The organism is Bradyrhizobium quebecense (assembly GCF_013373795.3).
GTDB lineage: Bacteria > Pseudomonadota > Alphaproteobacteria > Rhizobiales > Xanthobacteraceae > Bradyrhizobium > Bradyrhizobium quebecense.
In genome coordinates this window covers 2,842,875-2,860,163 of sequence record NZ_CP088022.1, presented here as the reverse complement: position 1 = coordinate 2,860,163, position 17,289 = coordinate 2,842,875, and the positions used below count along the sequence as shown (strand labels likewise).

Annotated in this window: 18 protein-coding genes; 9 read left to right on the top strand and 9 right to left on the bottom strand. The window is 63.5% G+C overall.

The features are described 5' to 3' along the window. The first annotated feature begins 93 nt into the window (after nucleotides 1-93). On the top strand, nucleotides 94-861 hold the full coding sequence (surE, locus tag HU230_RS13715) for a 5'/3'-nucleotidase SurE (RefSeq protein WP_176531205.1): 768 nt from the start codon (nucleotides 94-96) through the stop codon (nucleotides 859-861). 114 nt (nucleotides 862-975) lie between these two features. Here the strand turns inward: surE and HU230_RS13710 are convergent, their stop codons facing one another. Next, nucleotides 976-1,353 carry a response regulator gene (locus HU230_RS13710; RefSeq protein ID WP_173643453.1) on the bottom strand — a complete coding sequence of 126 codons (378 nt, stop codon included), beginning with the start codon at nucleotides 1,351-1,353 and terminating at the stop codon, nucleotides 976-978. 375 nt (nucleotides 1,354-1,728) lie between these two features. On the opposite strand from HU230_RS13710, the gene HU230_RS13705 reads away from it, so the two are divergent. Both HU230_RS13705 and HU230_RS13700 read left to right on the top strand, forming a co-directional pair. Beyond that, nucleotides 1,729-2,385: a protein-L-isoaspartate(D-aspartate) O-methyltransferase gene (locus HU230_RS13705; protein ID WP_176531206.1), complete on the top strand. Its 657-nt coding sequence runs from the start codon at nucleotides 1,729-1,731 to the stop codon at nucleotides 2,383-2,385. 109 nt (nucleotides 2,386-2,494) lie between these two features. Beyond that, nucleotides 2,495-3,877 (top strand): LysM peptidoglycan-binding domain-containing M23 family metallopeptidase, encoded by a 1,383-nt coding sequence (locus HU230_RS13700; RefSeq protein ID WP_176531207.1) that lies wholly within the window; start codon nucleotides 2,495-2,497, stop codon nucleotides 3,875-3,877. A gap of 74 nt (nucleotides 3,878-3,951) precedes the next feature. Here HU230_RS13700 and HU230_RS13695 read toward each other — a convergent pair whose 3' ends face one another. The 3 genes from HU230_RS13695 to HU230_RS13685 form a co-directional block, all read right to left on the bottom strand. Further along, entirely contained in the window at nucleotides 3,952-5,577 is a 1,626-nt protein-coding gene (locus HU230_RS13695; RefSeq protein ID WP_176531208.1) for a porin, read from the bottom strand. A 358-nt stretch (nucleotides 5,578-5,935) separates the two neighbouring features. Further along, a complete protein-coding gene (locus HU230_RS13690; RefSeq protein WP_176531209.1) occupies nucleotides 5,936-6,415 on the bottom strand; it encodes a hypothetical protein in 480 nt (159 codons plus the stop codon). Between the two features lie 66 nt (nucleotides 6,416-6,481). Continuing rightward, complete coding sequence (locus tag HU230_RS13685) at nucleotides 6,482-7,465, bottom strand: ATP-binding protein (RefSeq protein ID WP_176531210.1); 984 nt, start codon at nucleotides 7,463-7,465, stop codon at nucleotides 6,482-6,484. A gap of 190 nt (nucleotides 7,466-7,655) precedes the next feature. On the opposite strand from HU230_RS13685, the gene yajC reads away from it, so the two are divergent. From yajC to HU230_RS13660, 5 genes are read left to right on the top strand one after another with little or no spacing between them, the layout of a single operon-like run. Further along, the gene (gene yajC, locus HU230_RS13680) at nucleotides 7,656-8,012 is read left to right on the top strand and encodes a preprotein translocase subunit YajC (RefSeq protein ID WP_050400518.1); all 357 of its coding nucleotides are present in this window, start codon (nucleotides 7,656-7,658) and stop codon (nucleotides 8,010-8,012) included. A 40-nt stretch (nucleotides 8,013-8,052) separates the two neighbouring features. Next, entirely contained in the window at nucleotides 8,053-9,648 is a 1,596-nt protein-coding gene (secD, locus tag HU230_RS13675; protein WP_176531211.1) for a protein translocase subunit SecD, read from the top strand. Nucleotides 9,649-9,658: 10 nt separating this feature from the next. Continuing rightward, nucleotides 9,659-10,687, top strand: coding sequence for a protein translocase subunit SecF (gene secF / locus HU230_RS13670; protein WP_176531212.1), 1,029 nt, complete (start codon nucleotides 9,659-9,661; stop codon nucleotides 10,685-10,687). Nucleotides 10,688-10,693: 6 nt separating this feature from the next. Then, entirely contained in the window at nucleotides 10,694-11,077 is a 384-nt protein-coding gene (locus tag HU230_RS13665; protein ID WP_176531213.1) for an Mth938-like domain-containing protein, read from the top strand. After that, nucleotides 11,074-11,937: a phytoene/squalene synthase family protein gene (locus HU230_RS13660; protein WP_176531214.1), complete on the top strand. Its 864-nt coding sequence runs from the start codon at nucleotides 11,074-11,076 to the stop codon at nucleotides 11,935-11,937. Before HU230_RS13665 ends, HU230_RS13660 begins: the two co-directional genes overlap by 4 nt. On the opposite strand, the gene HU230_RS13655 is transcribed toward HU230_RS13660, so the two are convergent. The 4 genes from HU230_RS13655 to HU230_RS13640 all read right to left on the bottom strand — a co-directional run bounded on the left by HU230_RS13655 (nucleotide 11,934) and on the right by HU230_RS13640 (nucleotide 15,182). Then, nucleotides 11,934-12,155, bottom strand: coding sequence for a DUF1488 family protein (locus tag HU230_RS13655; protein ID WP_234633871.1), 222 nt, complete (start codon nucleotides 12,153-12,155; stop codon nucleotides 11,934-11,936). The two genes, HU230_RS13660 and HU230_RS13655, sit on opposite strands and share 4 nt — an antisense overlap. 212 nt (nucleotides 12,156-12,367) lie before the next feature. Beyond that, nucleotides 12,368-13,480, bottom strand: a complete 1,113-nt coding sequence (locus HU230_RS13650; RefSeq protein WP_176531216.1) for a serine/threonine protein kinase — start codon at nucleotides 13,478-13,480, stop codon at nucleotides 12,368-12,370. Between the two features lie 5 nt (nucleotides 13,481-13,485). Further along, complete coding sequence (gene trmFO, locus HU230_RS13645; RefSeq protein ID WP_176531217.1) at nucleotides 13,486-14,919, bottom strand: methylenetetrahydrofolate--tRNA-(uracil(54)-C(5))-methyltransferase (FADH(2)-oxidizing) TrmFO; 1,434 nt, start codon at nucleotides 14,917-14,919, stop codon at nucleotides 13,486-13,488. 110 nt (nucleotides 14,920-15,029) lie between these two features. Beyond that, a complete protein-coding gene (locus HU230_RS13640; protein ID WP_016846063.1) occupies nucleotides 15,030-15,182 on the bottom strand; it encodes a DUF1127 domain-containing protein in 153 nt (50 codons plus the stop codon). Nucleotides 15,183-15,918: 736 nt separating this feature from the next. On the opposite strand from HU230_RS13640, the gene HU230_RS13635 reads away from it, so the two are divergent. Continuing rightward, entirely contained in the window at nucleotides 15,919-16,206 is a 288-nt protein-coding gene (locus HU230_RS13635) for a hypothetical protein (protein WP_176531218.1), read from the top strand. A gap of 131 nt (nucleotides 16,207-16,337) precedes the next feature. On the opposite strand, the gene HU230_RS13630 is transcribed toward HU230_RS13635, so the two are convergent. Beyond that, the gene (locus tag HU230_RS13630) at nucleotides 16,338-17,153 is read right to left on the bottom strand and encodes a lytic murein transglycosylase (RefSeq protein WP_176531219.1); all 816 of its coding nucleotides are present in this window, start codon (nucleotides 17,151-17,153) and stop codon (nucleotides 16,338-16,340) included. Between the last annotated feature and the right edge of the window lie 136 nt (nucleotides 17,154-17,289).

The following is a 17,289-nucleotide window of genomic DNA, read 5'->3' as shown; positions in this document are numbered from 1 at the left end:
CGGTTAAGACGGCAATCAACTCGAGACACCGCAACTCAAGAAACCGCAATTCAAGAAACCGGCGTCGAATCGGAACAAGAGGCACTTTGACGGATGCGAATTCTCTGCACCAATGATGACGGCATCCACGCCCCCGGCCTGCAGGTCGTCGAGCAGATCGCACGCTCATTGTCCGACGACGTCTGGATCGTCGCCCCCGAGCTCGACCAGTCCGGCGTCTCGCATTCGCTGTCGCTCAACGATCCGCTGCGTCTGCGCGAAGTGGGCCCGCGTCACTTCGCGGTGCGCGGCACGCCGACCGATTGCGTCATCATGGGCGCGCGCCATATTCTCGGAGACAAGCTGCCCGATCTCGTGCTGAGCGGCGTCAACAAGGGCCGCAACGTCGCCGAGGACGTGGTCTATTCCGGCACCATCGCCGGCGCGCTGGAAGGCACCATCCTGGGCTTTCCGTCGTTTGCGTTGTCGCAGGAGTTTTCGATCGAGACGCGCAACGCGCCGCTGTGGGACACCGCGCTGAAATTCGGACCCGACATCATCAGCAAGGTGATTGGCGCAGGCGTTCCCCGCAACACCGTCATCAATGTCAACTTCCCGTCCTGCATGCCCGATGACGTCAAGGGCATCCGGATCACACGGCAGGGCAAGCGCAATCAAGGTTTCCTGAAGATCGATCGCCGTCACGACGGACGCGGCAATCCGTATTTCTGGATCGGCTTCGAGCGCGCGGCGATGATGGATGCGCCGGCCGAAGGCACCGATCTCGCCGCGCTTGCCGCGCGCTACGTCTCGGTGACGCCGCTGCGGCTCGACCGCACCGATGAGGCATTTTCGGAAGCGCTGACCGCGACGTTGAGGTGATGCTGGGGAATCTGTAGCCCGGATGAAGCACAGCGAAATCCGGGGAAATCTCTAACGCATAGAGCGGTCCCGGATTTCGCTTCGCTGCGTCCGGGCTACGAATGCGGGTGAGGTTTAAACCGGCGCGCCCTTCATCGCGCTGGAGATTGCCTGCGCCAGCGTTTCCAGCTGGAAGGGCTTTTGCAGCGCCGGACGATCGCGATACTCCGGGGGTAGGCCGGACGAACCATAACCGGTCGCGAAGATGAAGGGGCGGTTGCGGGCGTTGATCAGCTCGGCAACCGGGGTGATCACCTTGCCATTGACGTTGACGTCCAGGATCGCGAGGTCGAATTCGGTCGATTGCGCGAGCTTGACCGCTTCGCCGATCTCGCCGGCCTCGGCCGCGACGCTATGGCCGAGCTCTTCCAGCATGTCGGCGACCATCATCCGGATCATGACCTCGTCCTCCACGAGGAAAACTGAACAGCCCGCCGGCCGTGTCGCTGTCATGATGGAATCCCTGCCCGTCCCTGAAATAGGCTCGCAAATAACACTATAAGGCGCAACGCAAACGTTTGGGAATTAGCCGGTTTCCAGCGCGCGACGCTGCGTCGCCGGATCGTTCTGACCGACTTTGTTGCGCAGGATTCGTCCAGTCTCCGACCGGGTGCAAATCGTACAACCAGAGCCCGGCGCGCCCGGGCGTTAGCCGCGCATTGCTGTCGATTATATGGGAAGCTGCCGTGTGGGCGCCAACACGAAATCGGACTGCTGGTTCCTGACCGGGAACAAATGGTGACGGGAAATTTTTCCTTAACGCGGTATTTCGGATTTCAATGGCATCAAGCCAGGGCAAGATTCCGCGCTGCCCGCCTAGAGACGCTGATGAACATGGCCGTGAAGCCCGATCCGACCGAGAAGATGATGTTTCAGCTCACCCTGCGGCGGCGAGGGGTGAGCGATCAGGCGGTATTGCGCACCATGGAGGAGGTGCCGCGCGAGGTGTTCGTCGATCCGCGCGATCGCAACGAGGCCTACCGCGACAGTGCGCTTGGGATCGCCTGCGGGCAGACCATCAGCCAGCCTTTCGTCGTGGCCTACATGACCGAGCAGCTGCAGCTGCAGAAGGACCACCGCGTGCTCGAGATCGGCACCGGCTCGGGCTATCAGGCGGCCGTGCTGTCCCGGCTGTGCAAACAGGTTCTGACCATCGAGCGCTACCGGACGCTGGCCGACAGTGCCCGCAAGCGCCTCGAAAAGCTGGGCTATTACAACATCGAGGTGCTGCTCGGCGACGGCTTCGACGTTCCGGCCGGGGCCGGCGATTTCGACCGCATCATCGTCACCGCGGCGATGGAGCAGATCCCGGAGAAGCTGCTGGAGCGGCTCGATCCGGGCGGCATCCTGATCGCCCCGGTCGGGCCGCATCAGGGTACCCAGACCCTGGTCCGCGTGGTGCGGACGCAGAGCGGTTTCGACCGCAAGGAATTGGTCGACGTCCGCTTTGTGCCGGCGCTGCCGGGAATCGCCCGCGAATTGTAATTTCGCGATTTGCTGCTTGGCGCCAACGCCTTATTCGCAGGGTTAAGCGGTTATTTACTCGCGAGGTGTTTACTCAAAACAGTCTTTTGTTGCGTACGAGTGAGTAACCATGTCTGGGGTTGTCGAGTTGCTTCGCTCGCGTCGCGTACCGCAGGTCGCGGTGCTGACGCTGATGTCCATGGCTTTTGCCGGTTGCAGCGCCGACATGTCGTCGCGCTTCTCGCAAAACTCCTACTCGCAAAATCCGTTTGCGTTTGATCCGCAGCCGACCGGCACCGTGCAGGCACAGCCGCCGCGCGAGCTGCCGCAATACGCGCGGCCGCGAACGCAACCGCAATATTCACAGTACCAATCACAGCCGCTGCCGCCGCCGGTTGCGGCGCCGCAGTCCTACCCGGTCGCCAACGCTGGCGTCTCCGGAGGAGGGCGCGGGCTTTCGTCCTACACGCCGCCGACTGCGCGCCCGCAGATCGAGGCCACCGGCACTGTTCCGCAATCTGTCGCGGCTGCGCACGCCGGACACAGCGGCACCACCATCATCGTCGGCACCAGCGATACGCTCGAATTGCTGGCGCGCCGCTACAATGTCTCGACCGCCGAGATCCTGCGCGCCAATGGCTACAAGGGACCGCGCGCGCTGTCGCCCGGCCAGCAGCTGGTCATTCCGCGCCCGATGGCCGCCGCAGCAGCGCCGGCGATGGCTGCGCCGGCCACGCGGCCCGTTGCCGTGGCAGCAGCGCCCGCCGGCGTCCACTACGTTAATCGCGGCGACACGCTGCACAGCATCGCGCGCCAGCACCACATTCCCGTGGCTGAGCTTGCCCGCGCCAACAATCTCGATCAGTCGGCACGGCTCAGCCTCGGCATGAAGCTGGTGGTGCCGGGCGCCAAGACCGCGATGGCGGCCCCGGCCCCGGCGCCGGTTGCGCAAGGCGTTGCTGCCGCACCGGTTGCGGTTGCCCCGGCACCGGCGATGGCGGCCCCGAAGGTCGTCGCCACTGCGCTGCCGCAGCAGAGCGCGCGGCTGGTTCAGCCAACCGCGACCGTCGAACAGCCGGCGGCCGCCGCAGAAGCGCCCGTTGTCACCAAGTCGAGCGAAGCCACCGGCGCATTGCCGACGTTCCGCTGGCCGGTGCGCGGCAAGGTCATCACAGCCTACGGCTCGAAAACCAACGGCAAGGTCAATGACGGCATCAACGTCGCGGTGCCCGAAGGCACGCCGGTGAAAGCGGCCGAGGACGGCGTCGTCGCCTATTCGGGCAATGAGCTGAAGGGCTACGGCAATCTCGTGCTGGTTCGCCATTCCAACGGCTATGTCACCGCCTACGCCCATACGAGCGAAATCCTGGTGAAGCGCGGCGATACCATCAAGCGCGGCCAGGTGATCGCCAAGTCGGGCCAGTCGGGCGAGGCGGGCTCGCCGCAGCTCCACTTCGAAATTCGCAAGGGATCGTCTCCGGTCGATCCGCTCCAGTTCCTCAACGGCGCGTAAGTTGCGCGCCGGGACTTCCAAGTCTCACAACAAAGACAACGGGGGAGGCGCAAGCCTCCCCCGTTTTGTTTGATCTAGAAGTCGAAGGTCATGCCGGTGGTCACGGCGCTCGCCTTGTTGCCGGCGACCACGTTGTTGTTGGCGTCGCGGCCGCATATGCCATACCCATGACCGCTCACGCCGAGGCAGTAATGCGCGCCGGGGCCGTTGCGCAGGTAACTGCCGACAAGATACCAGGTCGCAAACGGGCTGAAGTGGTACTTGACGCCGGCCGCATATTGATCGGCGCTGCTGTCGAGCGTGTTGAGCGCAAAGTCGGCCGATCCCGGTGCCGGAGTGACGGTGTAGTTGTTGAGCACGCCGGTGCCGGGCGAGCCGGGAGAGGCGTTGGCGTGGGCCCATGACGCGCTGACGTCCCAGGCGCCGACGCTCTGGGTGGCGCTGAGGAAGTAGCCGTCGCGCGACCGCTCGTTGAAGTCGGCCACGGTGTTCTCGCGCCGCATCACCTCGTAGATGCCGTAGAGCTGCAGCTTGCCGATGCCGTCGTCGAGGCGATACCCGGCGCCGATCTTCGCGGCCCATTCGTTGGCGATGCCGACGGCTCCCGGCGGAACGATCAGCACGCCGCCGTTGCTCAACGGCGTGACGGCTTCATCGCCGGTGCGATTGGTGCCCTCATGCATCTCGTAGGCAGCGACCGCCGTGAACGGTCCCTGATTGTAGGTCAGCGAGGCGCTGTACAGGTTGCCATACGAGCCGTCGGTACAGCCTTCGGGCGCCGCTGTCAGCGGGAAGCCGCTGCCGCTGCCGCGCGCGGACGTGGCGGGGCAGTTGAAGTCGCCGAGCGCGAAATCGCTGTTGTCCTTTGCGGTGTTCTGCCCGGGCGAGATCATCAGTGTGGTCTGGAAGCCGTTCCAGACCGGCGATTCGTACCAGAGAGCATGGGCCGCACGCCAATCGAACTCCGCACGCAGGTCGCCGCCGGTATTGCCCATGATCGAGTTGTAGTCGCCGAGCGTCGCCGAGAACGGATCGAACTTCGATGTGGCTTTCTTGTAGGGTGTATCCGATTTGCCAGCCTTGATCGTGCCCCACGGCGTTGCCATGCCGATGAAGCTGTCGCGCGTTCCGAGCGCGGCACGCTCGGTCGGCACCGCGGCGACCTCGACGAGGGATTCAAACTGGGCGACGGCGGCCCACCCGGCGAAGCCATACGGTGCGAGATCGTGACGCGCGTGGACGCCGAAAAAGGTGAGGTTGCTTGCCACGCCGAACTTGGTGCCCTGATCGAACACGCCTGCATTGAAGACGTCGCCGGATAGATCCACGTGGCCGTAGAGCGTGACGGTGGTGTTGTCGACGAAGGCGTTGCCGCCCGGCGCCTTGCTGTAGAGCGGCGCACCTCCGATGCTGACGACGGCATGCTCCGGAGCCGGTGTCGGGGAGGGCGCGACGCCGGCATGCTGCACCGGGTTGCCCTTTGGCGTTGTGGTTGCCGCAGGGGGCGCGGCGCTGCGGCTTGTGATGTTGTTCACGCGATCCCGGAGTTGTGCATTCTCCTTCGCGAGCTTCGCATTGTTTCGTTCGAGCGCATCCAGACGCGCCATTACGTCGTCGAGCGTTGCTGCCTGCACCGGCTGTTGCGTGAGCGCCAGGCCGATTGCCGCGAGTGCGGTTCCGGCGAGAAGTCCCTTCTTCATCTAATCCCCCCTTTGTCGGATCTCCTCAGCGGTGTGCTGAGGGTCACAAAGTGGAGGAACGTTAATGTATACCACACACCAGATACATGGATGCGGACGAGCTAAGGCAGATAAACACTCGATGTGACTTAAATGGTACTATGATACTATTGCACTGCATCAATTTGTCGCATCATGCGTTTAGGAATAAGATTTGACTTACATGCATGTGGTTGAATGCCTGATCAGAAATTCAATCCAAAAAATAAGACAGCAATGCTGATATAAAATATTGCGATGCAAAAAATGGGAGTTGGTATTGGAATTATGGATGCCAACTTCTGTCGAATTCGCAGCGAACTCGCGACTGACGCGAGGCCTAGACCGGTTGCCAGGGGTCTCGCTCGTCTGAGAGACGCTCGACCATGTCGCTCAGGAATTGCGGCGGTCCAAAAGCGTGCCAATCCCCGTCCGATTGCAGCAGCAGGGGACGGCGCGCGTCGCGGCTGAAGGCTTCCAGCCACGCGCGCGCCTTGGCTTTCGGATGAGCGCCGATGGCAACCGCAACGTCGACTGGAATGGTGCGCCAGACAAAGCTTGCCGGAAGAAAGATGACATCGGATCTATCCGGACGCATCCAGTCGGGCAGCGGGCTTGTCGGCGTAAGCCAGCCGCAGACGAACTTCCGGCACGGATCGACCGGACGCTCGTCGTAGATCGTGCATTTGCCCGCGCTGCTGAACGGGCACGGCTGCCCCGGATGGACGTCGTGGCCACGTATCCGGATTTTCAGCCAGCCATCGCAGCAAGCGGTGCACTCGCCACATTGTCTCGCAGTCGTGCTGGGTTCGGTCGGCATGCGTCGAGTGTACCCATGCCGCACCGAATCCAGAAGGCCTGCGACTTGCCGGTCGTGCGGCTCGTGCTATGTCCCGCTCAGCCGCACGCCGAGCCGGCCGGCGAGTTCCTGCGTGTACTGCCAGGCGACGCGGCCGGAGCGCGAGCCGCGGGTGGTCGACCATTCGAGCGCTTCGCGCTCGATTTCGTCCTCGGCGATCTCGATGCCGAAATGGTCGCAATAGCCCTTCACCATCGCGAGGTACTCGTCCTGGCTGCAGCGGTGGAAGCCGAGCCAGAGACCGAAGCGGTCCGACAGCGACACCTTCTCTTCCACCGCTTCGCCCGGATTGATCGCGGTCGAGCGCTCGTTCTCGATCATCTCGCGTGCCAAGAGATGCCGCCGGTTCGAGGTCGCATAGAGGATGACGTTCTCGGGGCGTCCCTCGATACCGCCTTCCAGCACCGCCTTGAGCGATTTGTACGAGGCGTCGTTGCCGTCGAAGGAGAGGTCGTCGCAGAACACGATGAAGCGGAACGAGGAGCTGCGCAGCAGCTCCATCAGGCCGGGCAGGCTCTCGATGTCCTCGCGGTGGATCTCGATCAGCTTCAGCCGGTCGGCCGGCTTGCGATCGACATTGAGGCTGGCATGCGTCGCCTTGACCAGCGACGACTTGCCCATGCCGCGGGCGCCCCACAGCAGCGCATTGTTGGCGGGCAGTCCGTTGGCGAAGCGCTCGGTATTCTCCATCAGGATATCGCGCATCCGGTCGACACCCTTGAGCAGGCCGATCTCGACGCGGCTGACGCGCGGCACCGGGGCGAGGCGTCCGTCCGGATGCCAGACAAAGGCGTCCGCGGCACCGAACGACTCGGCCGGATCGGGGGCCGGGGAGGCGGCCACAAGGCGGCTCGCAATGGTCTCCAGGGCATTCGCGATCCGCTCGGCAGTGGCGCCGTCGAGCGGCATTACCGGGCGTTTTGTCGCGGCGTTTGCGGCACGCTTGGCGGCAGCTTGAGGGGCGGTTTTGCGGGCTGTTTTACTGGGAGTTTTCTTGGCTTTTTTCGGCATTTGTCCAGTTCCTGACGGCGCAGCCTTATCGGGCTGGCGGCGGTCCCGCAAGCGCCCTAAATGAAGGTCCGTTAACGTTGCAATTGGGACCGCGGCCGCTATAGTCCGCGCGAATTTGTCCGGACCGCCATACCGCCCCGAACCCGAGGGCGCTGCCGGTTCTTTCCCGTCTTATCCGAGGATCGTCCGAATGCTGATTACTCCTGCGTTTGCTCAGGCTGGAGCTGGCACTGATACCAACAGCATGTTGATGTCGCTGCTGCCATTCGCGCTGATCTTCGTCATCATGTACTTCCTGATTCTGCGCCCGCAGCAGCGGAAGGTGCGCGACCATGCGGACCTCGTGAAGAACATCCGCCGCGGCGACACCGTGGTGACCTCGGGCGGCCTCGTCGGCAAGGTGACCAAGGTGGTCGACGACGACCAGATCGAGTTCGAGATTTCGGACGGCGTTCGCGTGCGGCAGATGCGCCAGATGATTTCGGGCGTGCGTACCAAGGGTGAGCCGGCGAAGGGCGATGCCAAGGACGAGGCATCCGCGAGCTGATTGCCGCGGAGCCTTTTGCCGAATCTGACAGGTCAATTCGATGTTGTATTTCACGCGGTGGCGAGCGCTGGGGATTATCCTGACAGCGCTGGTGGTCTGCCTGTGCGCCGTGCCCAATTTCTTCCCCGAAGCGCAGGTCAAGACCTGGCCGGCCTGGGCGCAACGGCGCCTCGTTCTCGGTCTCGATTTGCAGGGCGGCTCGTATCTGCTGCTCGAGGTCGACGCCAATTATGTGAAGAAGGAGAAGCTCGAACAGGTTCGCGACGACACAAGGAAGGCGCTGCGTGACGCCCGGATCGGCTTTACCGGAGGCATCACGATCCGGAACGACGCCGTCGAGGCCCGGATCGCCAAGGAAGCCGATGTTCCGGCGGCGCTGACGAAGCTTCGCGAGGTCGCGCAGCCGATCGGCGGCTTGCTCGGCTCCGGCGGCCAGCGCGATGTCGATGTGACGGACGCGGGGGGCGGCTTGATCCGCCTGACCGTGTCGCAGCCCGCGATGATCGAGCGGATGCGCAAGACCATCGAACAGTCGATCCAGATCGTCGAACGCCGCGTCAACGAGCTCGGCACCGTCGAGCCCTTGATCCAGCGTCAGGGCACCGACCGCATCCTGGTGCAGGTGCCGGGCCTGCAGGACCCGACCCATCTGAAGGAGCTGCTCGGCAAGACCGCGAAGATGGAATTCCGCATGGTCGACACCACGGCATCGCCCGATCAGGCCACGGTGCCGGCGGACTCGGAGCGGCTCATGAGCGCATCGCCACCACCGGTTCCGTACATTGTGAAGAAGCAGGTCCTGGTTTCGGGAAGTGAACTCTCCGATGCCCAACCCGGCTTCGACCAGCGTACCGGCGAGGCGATCGTCAGCTTCAAGTTCAATACCTCGGGCGCGCGCAAATTCGCTCAGGCGACCGCCGATAATGTCGGCCAGCCCTTTGCGATCGTGCTCGACAACAAGGTGATCTCGGCACCCGTGATTCGCGAGCCGATCACCGGCGGACAGGGCCAGATCTCGGGCAGCTTCACGGTGCAGTCGGCCAACGATCTGGCGATCCTGATGCGCGCCGGCGCGCTGCCGGCACCGCTGACGGTGGTCGAGGAGCGCACGGTCGGTCCCGGCCTCGGGCAGGACTCGATCGAAAAGGGTGAGCTTGCGGCCTATGTCGGCTCGATCCTGGTCATCGTGTTCATGCTGATCACCTACCGGCTGTTCGGGGTGTTCGCCAACATGGCGGTGGCCATCAACGTCGCCATGATCTTCGGGCTGCTGTCGCTGCTTAACGCCACGCTGACCTTGCCCGGCATCGCCGGCATCGTGCTGACGGTCGGCATCGCGGTCGACTCCAACGTGCTGATCTACGAGCGCATCCGCGAGGAATTGCGCGGCGGCCGCAACGCGATCTCGGCGATCGACGCCGGCTTCAAGCGGGCGCTGGCGACCATCCTCGATTCCAACATCACCACCTTCATCGCTGCCGCGGTGCTGTTCTACATCGGCACCGGACCGGTGCGCGGCTTTGCCGTGACGCTCGGCATCGGCATCATCACCACGGTGTTCACCGCCTTTACCTTGACGCGCCTGATCGTCGCGGCATGGGTCCGGTGGAAGCGGCCGCAAACCGTGCCGATCTGAGAGGCCTATTGTGACTCATACCGTTCTCATTGGCCTTGGCATCCTGATTGCCGTGCTGACCGTGGTCGCGGCGCTCGGGCTGATGCCGGCGCTGCGCATCGTGCCCGACGACACGCATTTCGACTTCACGCGCTTTCGGCGCATCAGCTTCCCGATTTCGGCGCTGCTTTCGATCCTTGCCATCACGCTGTTCTTCACTCACGGCCTGAATTTCGGCATCGACTTCAAGGGCGGTACACTGCTGGAGGTACGGGCCAAGTCCGGCACCGCCGACATTGCCGCGATGCGCACGACCTTGAACGGTCTTGGTCTCGGCGAGGTGCAGTTGCAGCAGTTCGGAGGTCCGGCCGAAGTGCTGATCCGCGTCGCCGAGCAACCCGGCGGTGATCAGGCGCAACAGGACGCGGTGACGAAGGTTCGTGGCGCGCTCGGCGATTCCGTAGACTACCGCCGCGTCGAAGTGGTGGGACCGCGCGTCTCCGGCGAATTGCTCGCCTACGGCATGCTCGGCCTGATGCTCGCGATCGTCGGCATCCTGATCTATCTCTGGTTCCGGTTCGAGTGGCAGTTCGCGCTCGGCGCCATGATCGCCAACGTCCACGACATCGTGCTGACGATCGGCTTCATGTCGATCACCCAGGTCGATTTCGATCTCACCAGCATCGCGGCGCTGCTGACGATTCTCGGCTATTCGCTCAACGACACCGTCGTCATCTACGACCGTATCCGCGAGATGCTGCGGCGCTACAAGAAGATGCCGATGCCGCAGCTGCTCAACGAATCGATCAACTCGACGCTGTCGCGCTCGATCATCACCCACGTCACCGTGACCCTGGCGCTGCTCGCGCTGCTGCTGTTCGGCGGCCAGGCGATTCACAGCTTCACCGCCGTCATGATGTTCGGCGTGGTGCTGGTCGGCACCTACACCTCGATCTTCATCGCGGCACCGATCCTGATCTATCTCGGCGTCGGCACCACGAGGCGCGACGCCGCCGCCGATGAATCGGAGAAGAAGCCGAACGCGGCAGCCAAGAAGTAGCCGGTCATGAGCAACTCCTCGGACGCTCCCCATCTTCCGAGGTCGGCGCCGATCGAGGCCTACGGCAAGGGCGGCTTCGCGTTTGCCGATATGTCGCACCGCGGCTCGCTGTTGTGCCTGCCCGACGCGATCTGGGCCTGGCCGGTGACCAGGCCGCAGGAGATCGACGAATACGCGCTGCAGAAGGTATTCGCGGCCGCCAATGCGATTGATACACTGATCGTCGGCACCGGCACCGAGGTCTGGGTGCCGCCAAGGGGCCTGCGCGAGGCCCTGCGCGCGGTGCGGGTGGTGCTCGACCCGATGCAGACCGGCCCCGCGATCCGCACCTACAACATCATGCTGGGCGAGCGGCGTCGCGTCGCGGCGGCGCTGATCGCGGTGCCATGAGCGCGACGGAGGCGCCGACCGACGGCGCGGCGTTCTGCGCCGATCTGGCGCGGACCCATGACTTCGTGCGCTACGCGTCGACTTTGTTCATGCCGGGTCCGGAGCGCCGGGCGCTGCTCGCGATCTACGCCTTCAACATCGAAGTCTCGCGCGTGCACGAGCAGGTCAGCCAGCCGCTGCCCGGCGAGATGCGGCTGCAATGGTGGACCGACATGCTGGCCGGGGCCGGACACGGCGGCGTCGAGGGCAATCCGGTCGCGGCAGAGCTGCTGTATGCGATCCGCAATCACCGCCTGCCGGTCTCGCCGTTCTCGCTCCTGGTCGAGGAGCATCAGTTCGATCTCTACAACGACCCGATGCCGTCGTTGGCCGCGCTCGAGGGCTACCTCGACGCCACGGCATCGGCGCTGTTCGCACAAGCCACGCGCGTGGTGGCGCGGCCATCGGAGGCGATCGATCATCTGGCTCGTCATGCCGGCCTCGCGCAAGGCATGGCGCAGGTCATCGCGGCGCTGGGCCGCGACGCCTCGCGGCAGCAGCTGTTTCTGCCGCTGCAACTGCTGCAACAGCACGGCAGCAGCAAGGAGGAGGTGTTTGCCGGCAAGCCGACGCCGAACATCCGTGCTGCGATCGATCAGCTTGCTGACGAGGCTCAGGGTCATCTCAAGACCGCATTCGGGCTGCTTGCGGATGTACCGTCCGGCGTGAGGCCGATCTTCCTGCCGCTCGCTCACGTCAGGCGCGAGCTAAACCGGGTGAGGAGGGCCGACTACGATCCGTTCCTGCCGAAGCCGGCGTCGCGCCTGCGCACGCTCTGGACGTTGTGGCGGGCTGCGCGCACCGAAGAGTTCGGTCGCTAGCTCTGTTCCTTCGAGATGTGCTTGGTGAAGATCCGGATCGTCGCGCCTTTGACCACCGGGCCGCTGTCAAAGATGTCGGATGCGATCCGTTCGACGGCGTCGCGCAGCGCAACGAACTGGGCCTGGCGAGCGATGCTCGCCGTTCCGCGCGTGCCGGCCAAGTCGTCCATTGCAGCGTCGCTGATCTGGCATTCAATTTCCTGGTCGCCGTGCATCATGGTGAATCCGAACGCCATCCGCTCGGCATCATATCCCCCGATACGGCCACGGGTCAGTGGCATTAAGCTAGTCCCTTGAGCGCGATACCCCCTCGCAAGATTGGCGCGTCACGCTCCGTTTGTCGAGAGCTGCGCGCTCGGAAGCGTGCAGCGTCGATGCGGAGATCGCGCTCAAACGAGAGCCCAACGCGCGACGTGGACCAAATCCGATCTCATCGCGCTTGGCCCGCCGGCCGATCCATCTCGGCAACTTCGAAATTGAAGCGATCGCGCAGATTCTTGCGTTGCTCGAGGATGTCCTTGAGGAACTCGCGATCGGCGTCGCTGCGCATCATCGGTTCGATCAGGTCGATCTGGTTCATGGCGACGAGCTGCAGGATTTCGGTGCGCGGCTTGCCCGCCGCATCGCGCGGCAATGCATGCACGATCTGGATGTGTTCGGGCGGCTTGACGCCCTTGGCGGCGGCAAGCTCGTTGCGCAGCGTCTTTTCCAGCGCGGACTGGTCGGCCTCGACGAAGGCGTAGAGTCCGACGCCGACGCGCCGGTCGGCAAAGGCGACGATCGCGGTGTCGCGCACATCTGGATTCCTGCGGATCAGATCGACCAGCACAGGCGCGTCGTTGACCAGCCGCCGGCCGCCGCCCTCGCGGTCGGTGAAATTGAAGATGCCGCGGGTGATCGCCTGATAGACCTTCTTGCCGGTCTTGAGCCAGACGCTGGCGACCGCGGACTTCTTCGCAAGCACCTTGCGCTCCTTCGGCGTCAACGCCTCCGGCGCGTAGCTGCGCTTGTGCTTCAACAGATGCCGCAGATCCTCATAGGCTGCGATGCGGAACAGCCGGCTTCGGCTCTTGAAGCAGGCAGCAAGCTGGAAGTCGGTGAGGTAGGCGCGGCCGTCGCGGCCGACCAGCCAGTTCTGCTCCTTGGCGAGGTCGTTGTGGCAGATGCCGGCACGATGCAGCTTGCGCAACGCGGCCTTGGCGGAACGGAAATAGGCGACGTCGCCATGCGGCTTCGCCAGATGCAGCGCTGCGCCGTCGATGAAGCCGCGCACCAGCGCGCGCCTGCCTGCCCAGAGCAGCTTGGGGCCGACGTCGAGATCGCGCGCCAGGGTCAGCGCGCGGCGTTCGCGCGAGAACAGATGCAGCGCCACGGCGAACGACCAGAACGGCACCTGATCGAGCCGGCGCAGCACGCCCTCGACCTCGCCGTCATCGGTCCGGAAACGGCCGCGCTCGACCGTCGAGAACACGTCGCGCTTGAGCAGCACGCCCTGGCTCCATCGCGCCGACAGGGTGGCGTCGTCGTCTTTCGGCACGCTCATGACTGTCAGGCCGCTGCCGCAACGCGCAGGTGCTCTGCGATCCAATGGTCGAGGTCGGTGAGCGCCCGCGCGCTGATCGCCTGCTTCTTGGCGACCGTCTTCTCGTTGCCGCGCAGCCGCGAGCCGTCCGGCTTCTTGGTCGGAGGGCTGGCCAGCGGCGGGAACAGACCGAAATTGATGTTCATCGGCTGGAACGAGCGCGCACCGGCGTCGATCGTCTCGATATGACCGCCGGTGATGTGGCCGAGCAGCGCGCCGAGCGCGGTGGTGGCGGGCGGTGGCGTCAGCGCGGTGCCGCGCATGTCGGCGGCAGCGCAGAGCCCCGCAATCAACCCGATGCTGGCCGATTCGACGTAGCCCTCGCAGCCCGTCATCTGGCCGGCGAAACGCAGCCGCGGCTGCGCGCGCAGGCGCAGCTGGCTATCGAGCAGCTTCGGTGAATTCAGGAAGGTGTTGCGATGCAGGCCGCCGAGGCGGGCGAACTCCGCATTCTCGAGGCCCGGGATGGTGCGGAACACGCGCTGCTGCGCGCCGTGCTTCAGCTTGGTCTGGAAACCGACGATGTTGTAGAGCGTGCCGAGCTTGTTGTCCTGCCGCAGCTGAACGATCGCATATGCCTTGACCGTCGGATTGTGCGGATTGGTCAATCCCACCGGCTTCATCGGCCCGTGGCGCAGCGTCTCCTGACCGCGCTCGGCCATCACCTCGACCGGCAGGCAGCCGTCGAAATAGGGCGTGTTGGTCTCCCAATCCTTGAAGTCGACCTTCTCGCCGTCGAGCAGCGCCGCGACGAAGGCGTCATATTGCTCCTTGGTCATCGGGCAGTTGATGTAGTCGGCGCCGGTGCCGCCGGGACCGACCTTGTCGTAGCGCGACTGAAACCAGGCCACCGACATGTCGATGGAATCCTTGTGTACGATCGGTGCGATCGCATCGAAGAACGCCAGCGCGTTCTCGTCGGTGAGCTGCCTGATGGCGTCGGCGAGCGGCGCCGAGGTGAGGGGACCGGTAGCGACGATCACGTTGCCCCAGTCGGCCGGCGGCAGGCCCGCGACTTCCTCGCGGCTGATCTCGATCAGCGGATGTTCGTTCAGCGCTTTGGTGACGGCAGCGGAAAAGCCGTCGCGGTCGACCGCCAGCGCGCCGCCAGCGGGCACCTGGTTGGCATCGGCCGAGCGCATGATGAGGGAGCCCAGCCGCCGCATCTCGGCGTGCAGCAACCCGACCGCGTTGTTGGCGGCATCGTCGGAGCGGAAGGAATTCGAGCAGACCAGTTCGGCGCAGCCTTCGGTCCGGTGCGCCTCGGTCATTCGGTGCGGGCGCATTTCATGCAGGACGGCACGGACGCCGGAATTGGCAACCTGCCAGGCGGCTTCCGAGCCGGCGAGCCCCGCGCCCACGATGTGCACGGGTTGGGAAGAGGATTGATGCGGTGTCATCGCGCAGCGTTAGCGCGTTTCGAGATCATATGCATCTGAAACCGCACCAGAAACGAGAACGCCCGCTGTGGAAGCGGGCGTTATCCGTTCGTCAGATGGCTTACGGCCGATTAGCCGTTGTAGGTACCGGCGGCAACGCGCGGAATGTCCGAGCGGTCGAGGCCGATATCGGCCAGTTCACGATCGCTGAGCTGGGACAGTTCGCTGACATTGCGCTGATAATCCCGGAAAGCCTGGATCATGCGGATGAGCGAGAGCAACATGGTAGTCTCCTAGTAATTCAGATTCAGCTTTTCAAAAGCCTCATCGTTGAACTGAATATAGATGATATGGTGCGGCGCGGTAGTTCCAATGGTGCGATGCAGCTAGACCGAAAACGCATGGCGGAGGTAAGGTCTGGTTAACCGTTTGGCGCTTGCCGAGCAGGTTTGTAAATGAAAGTTCCGCCGACACGCGGCATATCGCAAAAATATTACTGATATCAATCGGTTGTTGAAATTTCAGCAAGCCAGATCAGGTTGGGTATATGGTAATTAAAGACCGCCCAATCAAGTCTTTCCGCGTCCTAGCTCACTGGATCACATCGATGTGTTCCATGCGTGATTCGCATGCGACAAGATGGGCATTGGAATGATTATAAATTCATATGTTGGTGCGAGCGCCGGTGAATGGGCGGAGCGTCAATCGGTCGCATTGACGCGAAAGGTAATTATGTACGGCACGCGCCGTGCGGATCTCGGTCGCGTCCAGCGTGTCGCCCGGAATGTGCTGAGGATTATCGGAAGTGCATTTCGATTGAAGTGAACGTTGGCAGCAGAGCTAATGCGGCGCCGCTTCCTTACCGACATGTAATCGAAACACTATGCAACGCATGCGCGATCCGCGTGCAGCGCTCATCACATTCGTATCGCACGAAGTTCATTCTGAACGGCGCCGGGAACAGCGAATAATTGCGCTGCAGATTCCGCAATCACGCAGGGATCTGTCCAAGAACAAGAGATGGATCATCCCATGATTAAAACATTCATCGCCGCAGCCGGCATGGCTGCCGTTGCTTACGCTGTCGCTGCTCCCGCGCAGGCGGCTCATCGTCATCATATGGGCGTCGGCTGCAGCGGTGCCAATTTCGGCAAGACTGAAGCTGCCGTCGAAGCTATGGCCGACAATGAGGTCAAATTCGCGGCGGAGAAGGAAGTCTCGCTCGCGCAGGACGCGATGCTGAACAACAAGTGGGGCGCATGCGGCGCGCATCTCAGCAAGGCTGCCGAAGAGAGCATGGCGAAGTAAGCTTTTGATCATGGCGATAAGGGCCGATCGCCTGGGGCGATCGGCCCTCTTTGATTCATCCGGAGCAGGAGCAGCGCTGATCGAAGCAGAGCCGACGTGCAGGCTTCTCGCCGCTACGCAACTCCACCGCGCTACGGAGCCTTCGCGAGCTGGGTGGCGAAGTAGCCGATCGTCTTGGCGTACACCTCGCTCTTGTTCCACTGCTGGATGACCGCGAAATTCTCGCTGCCGGGCTCCCAGCCTTTGCCTTTCTTCCAGCCGTAGCTCTTCAGGAAGTTCGCCGTCGAGGCCAGCACGTCAGGTACGTTGTGCAGGAGGTCGCGTTTACCGTTGCCGTCGAAATCGACCGCGAATTTGATGTAGGACGACGGCATGAACTGGGTCTGGCCGAGCTCGCCGGCCCAGGCGCCGCGCATCTCCTGCGGTGAGAGATCACCACGCTCGACGATGCGCAACGCATCCATCAACTCGGCCTTGAACATGTCGGAGCGGCGGCAATCATAGGCCAGCGTCGCCAGCGAGCGTAGGGTCGGAAACTTGCCTGTGTTGACACCGAAATCGGTCTCCAGCCCCCAGATCGCGACCAGGATTTCACCGGGCACGCCGTAGGCCTCCTCGATTCGCGACAGCACCGAGCCGTAGCGCTTCATCATGTCGGAGCCGCGATTGAGCCGCGGCGGCACCATGCGACCCGAGAACTGCTCGAAGGTCTGGCTGAACACCTGCTGCGAATGGTCGCGCGCCAGGATCGCCTTGTCCTGCGTGACGCCATTCAACCCGGCCTGGATCGCGTTCTGCGAAATGCCCTTCGTCACAGCCTCTTTCTTGAAATCGTCGAGCCATGACTCGAACGTGCCCGTGCCGCACTGGGCGGCGAGCGCAGACACGGTCGAGGTCAACAGCCACGCCCCAACGGCGAGCGTGTGAAAGGAAAAGCGCGAGGTCATTGGCAATTTCACTCCGGAGTCTGCGATGTCATCGATTGGTCGCGAAACCCGGCGGGTATGTTCGCGGCAACAGCGGCCAAAACATGGCTCGTGATCGAGCCGTTTATCTCAGGCAGGTGCTGCAAATGCCACGCCA

Coding starts and splice junctions, on each gene's coding strand:
- surE (WP_176531205.1), top strand. CDS start 94: ATGCGAATTCTCTGCACCAATGATGACGGCATCCACGCCCCCGGCCTG.
- HU230_RS13710 (WP_173643453.1), bottom strand. CDS start 1,353: ATGACAGCGACACGGCCGGCGGGCTGTTCAGTTTTCCTCGTGGAGGAC.
- HU230_RS13705 (WP_176531206.1), top strand. CDS start 1,729: ATGAACATGGCCGTGAAGCCCGATCCGACCGAGAAGATGATGTTTCAG.
- HU230_RS13700 (WP_176531207.1), top strand. CDS start 2,495: ATGTCTGGGGTTGTCGAGTTGCTTCGCTCGCGTCGCGTACCGCAGGTC.
- HU230_RS13695 (WP_176531208.1), bottom strand. CDS start 5,577: ATGAAGAAGGGACTTCTCGCCGGAACCGCACTCGCGGCAATCGGCCTG.
- HU230_RS13690 (WP_176531209.1), bottom strand. CDS start 6,415: ATGCCGACCGAACCCAGCACGACTGCGAGACAATGTGGCGAGTGCACC.
- HU230_RS13685 (WP_176531210.1), bottom strand. CDS start 7,465: ATGCCGAAAAAAGCCAAGAAAACTCCCAGTAAAACAGCCCGCAAAACC.
- yajC (WP_050400518.1), top strand. CDS start 7,656: ATGCTGATTACTCCTGCGTTTGCTCAGGCTGGAGCTGGCACTGATACC.
- secD (WP_176531211.1), top strand. CDS start 8,053: ATGTTGTATTTCACGCGGTGGCGAGCGCTGGGGATTATCCTGACAGCG.
- HU230_RS13665 (WP_176531213.1), top strand. CDS start 10,694: ATGAGCAACTCCTCGGACGCTCCCCATCTTCCGAGGTCGGCGCCGATC.
- HU230_RS13660 (WP_176531214.1), top strand. CDS start 11,074: ATGAGCGCGACGGAGGCGCCGACCGACGGCGCGGCGTTCTGCGCCGAT.
- HU230_RS13655 (WP_234633871.1), bottom strand. CDS start 12,155: ATGATGCACGGCGACCAGGAAATTGAATGCCAGATCAGCGACGCTGCA.
- HU230_RS13650 (WP_176531216.1), bottom strand. CDS start 13,480: ATGAGCGTGCCGAAAGACGACGACGCCACCCTGTCGGCGCGATGGAGC.
- trmFO (WP_176531217.1), bottom strand. CDS start 14,919: ATGACACCGCATCAATCCTCTTCCCAACCCGTGCACATCGTGGGCGCG.
- HU230_RS13640 (WP_016846063.1), bottom strand. CDS start 15,182: ATGTTGCTCTCGCTCATCCGCATGATCCAGGCTTTCCGGGATTATCAG.
- HU230_RS13635 (WP_176531218.1), top strand. CDS start 15,919: ATGGATCATCCCATGATTAAAACATTCATCGCCGCAGCCGGCATGGCT.
- HU230_RS13630 (WP_176531219.1), bottom strand. CDS start 17,153: ATGACCTCGCGCTTTTCCTTTCACACGCTCGCCGTTGGGGCGTGGCTG.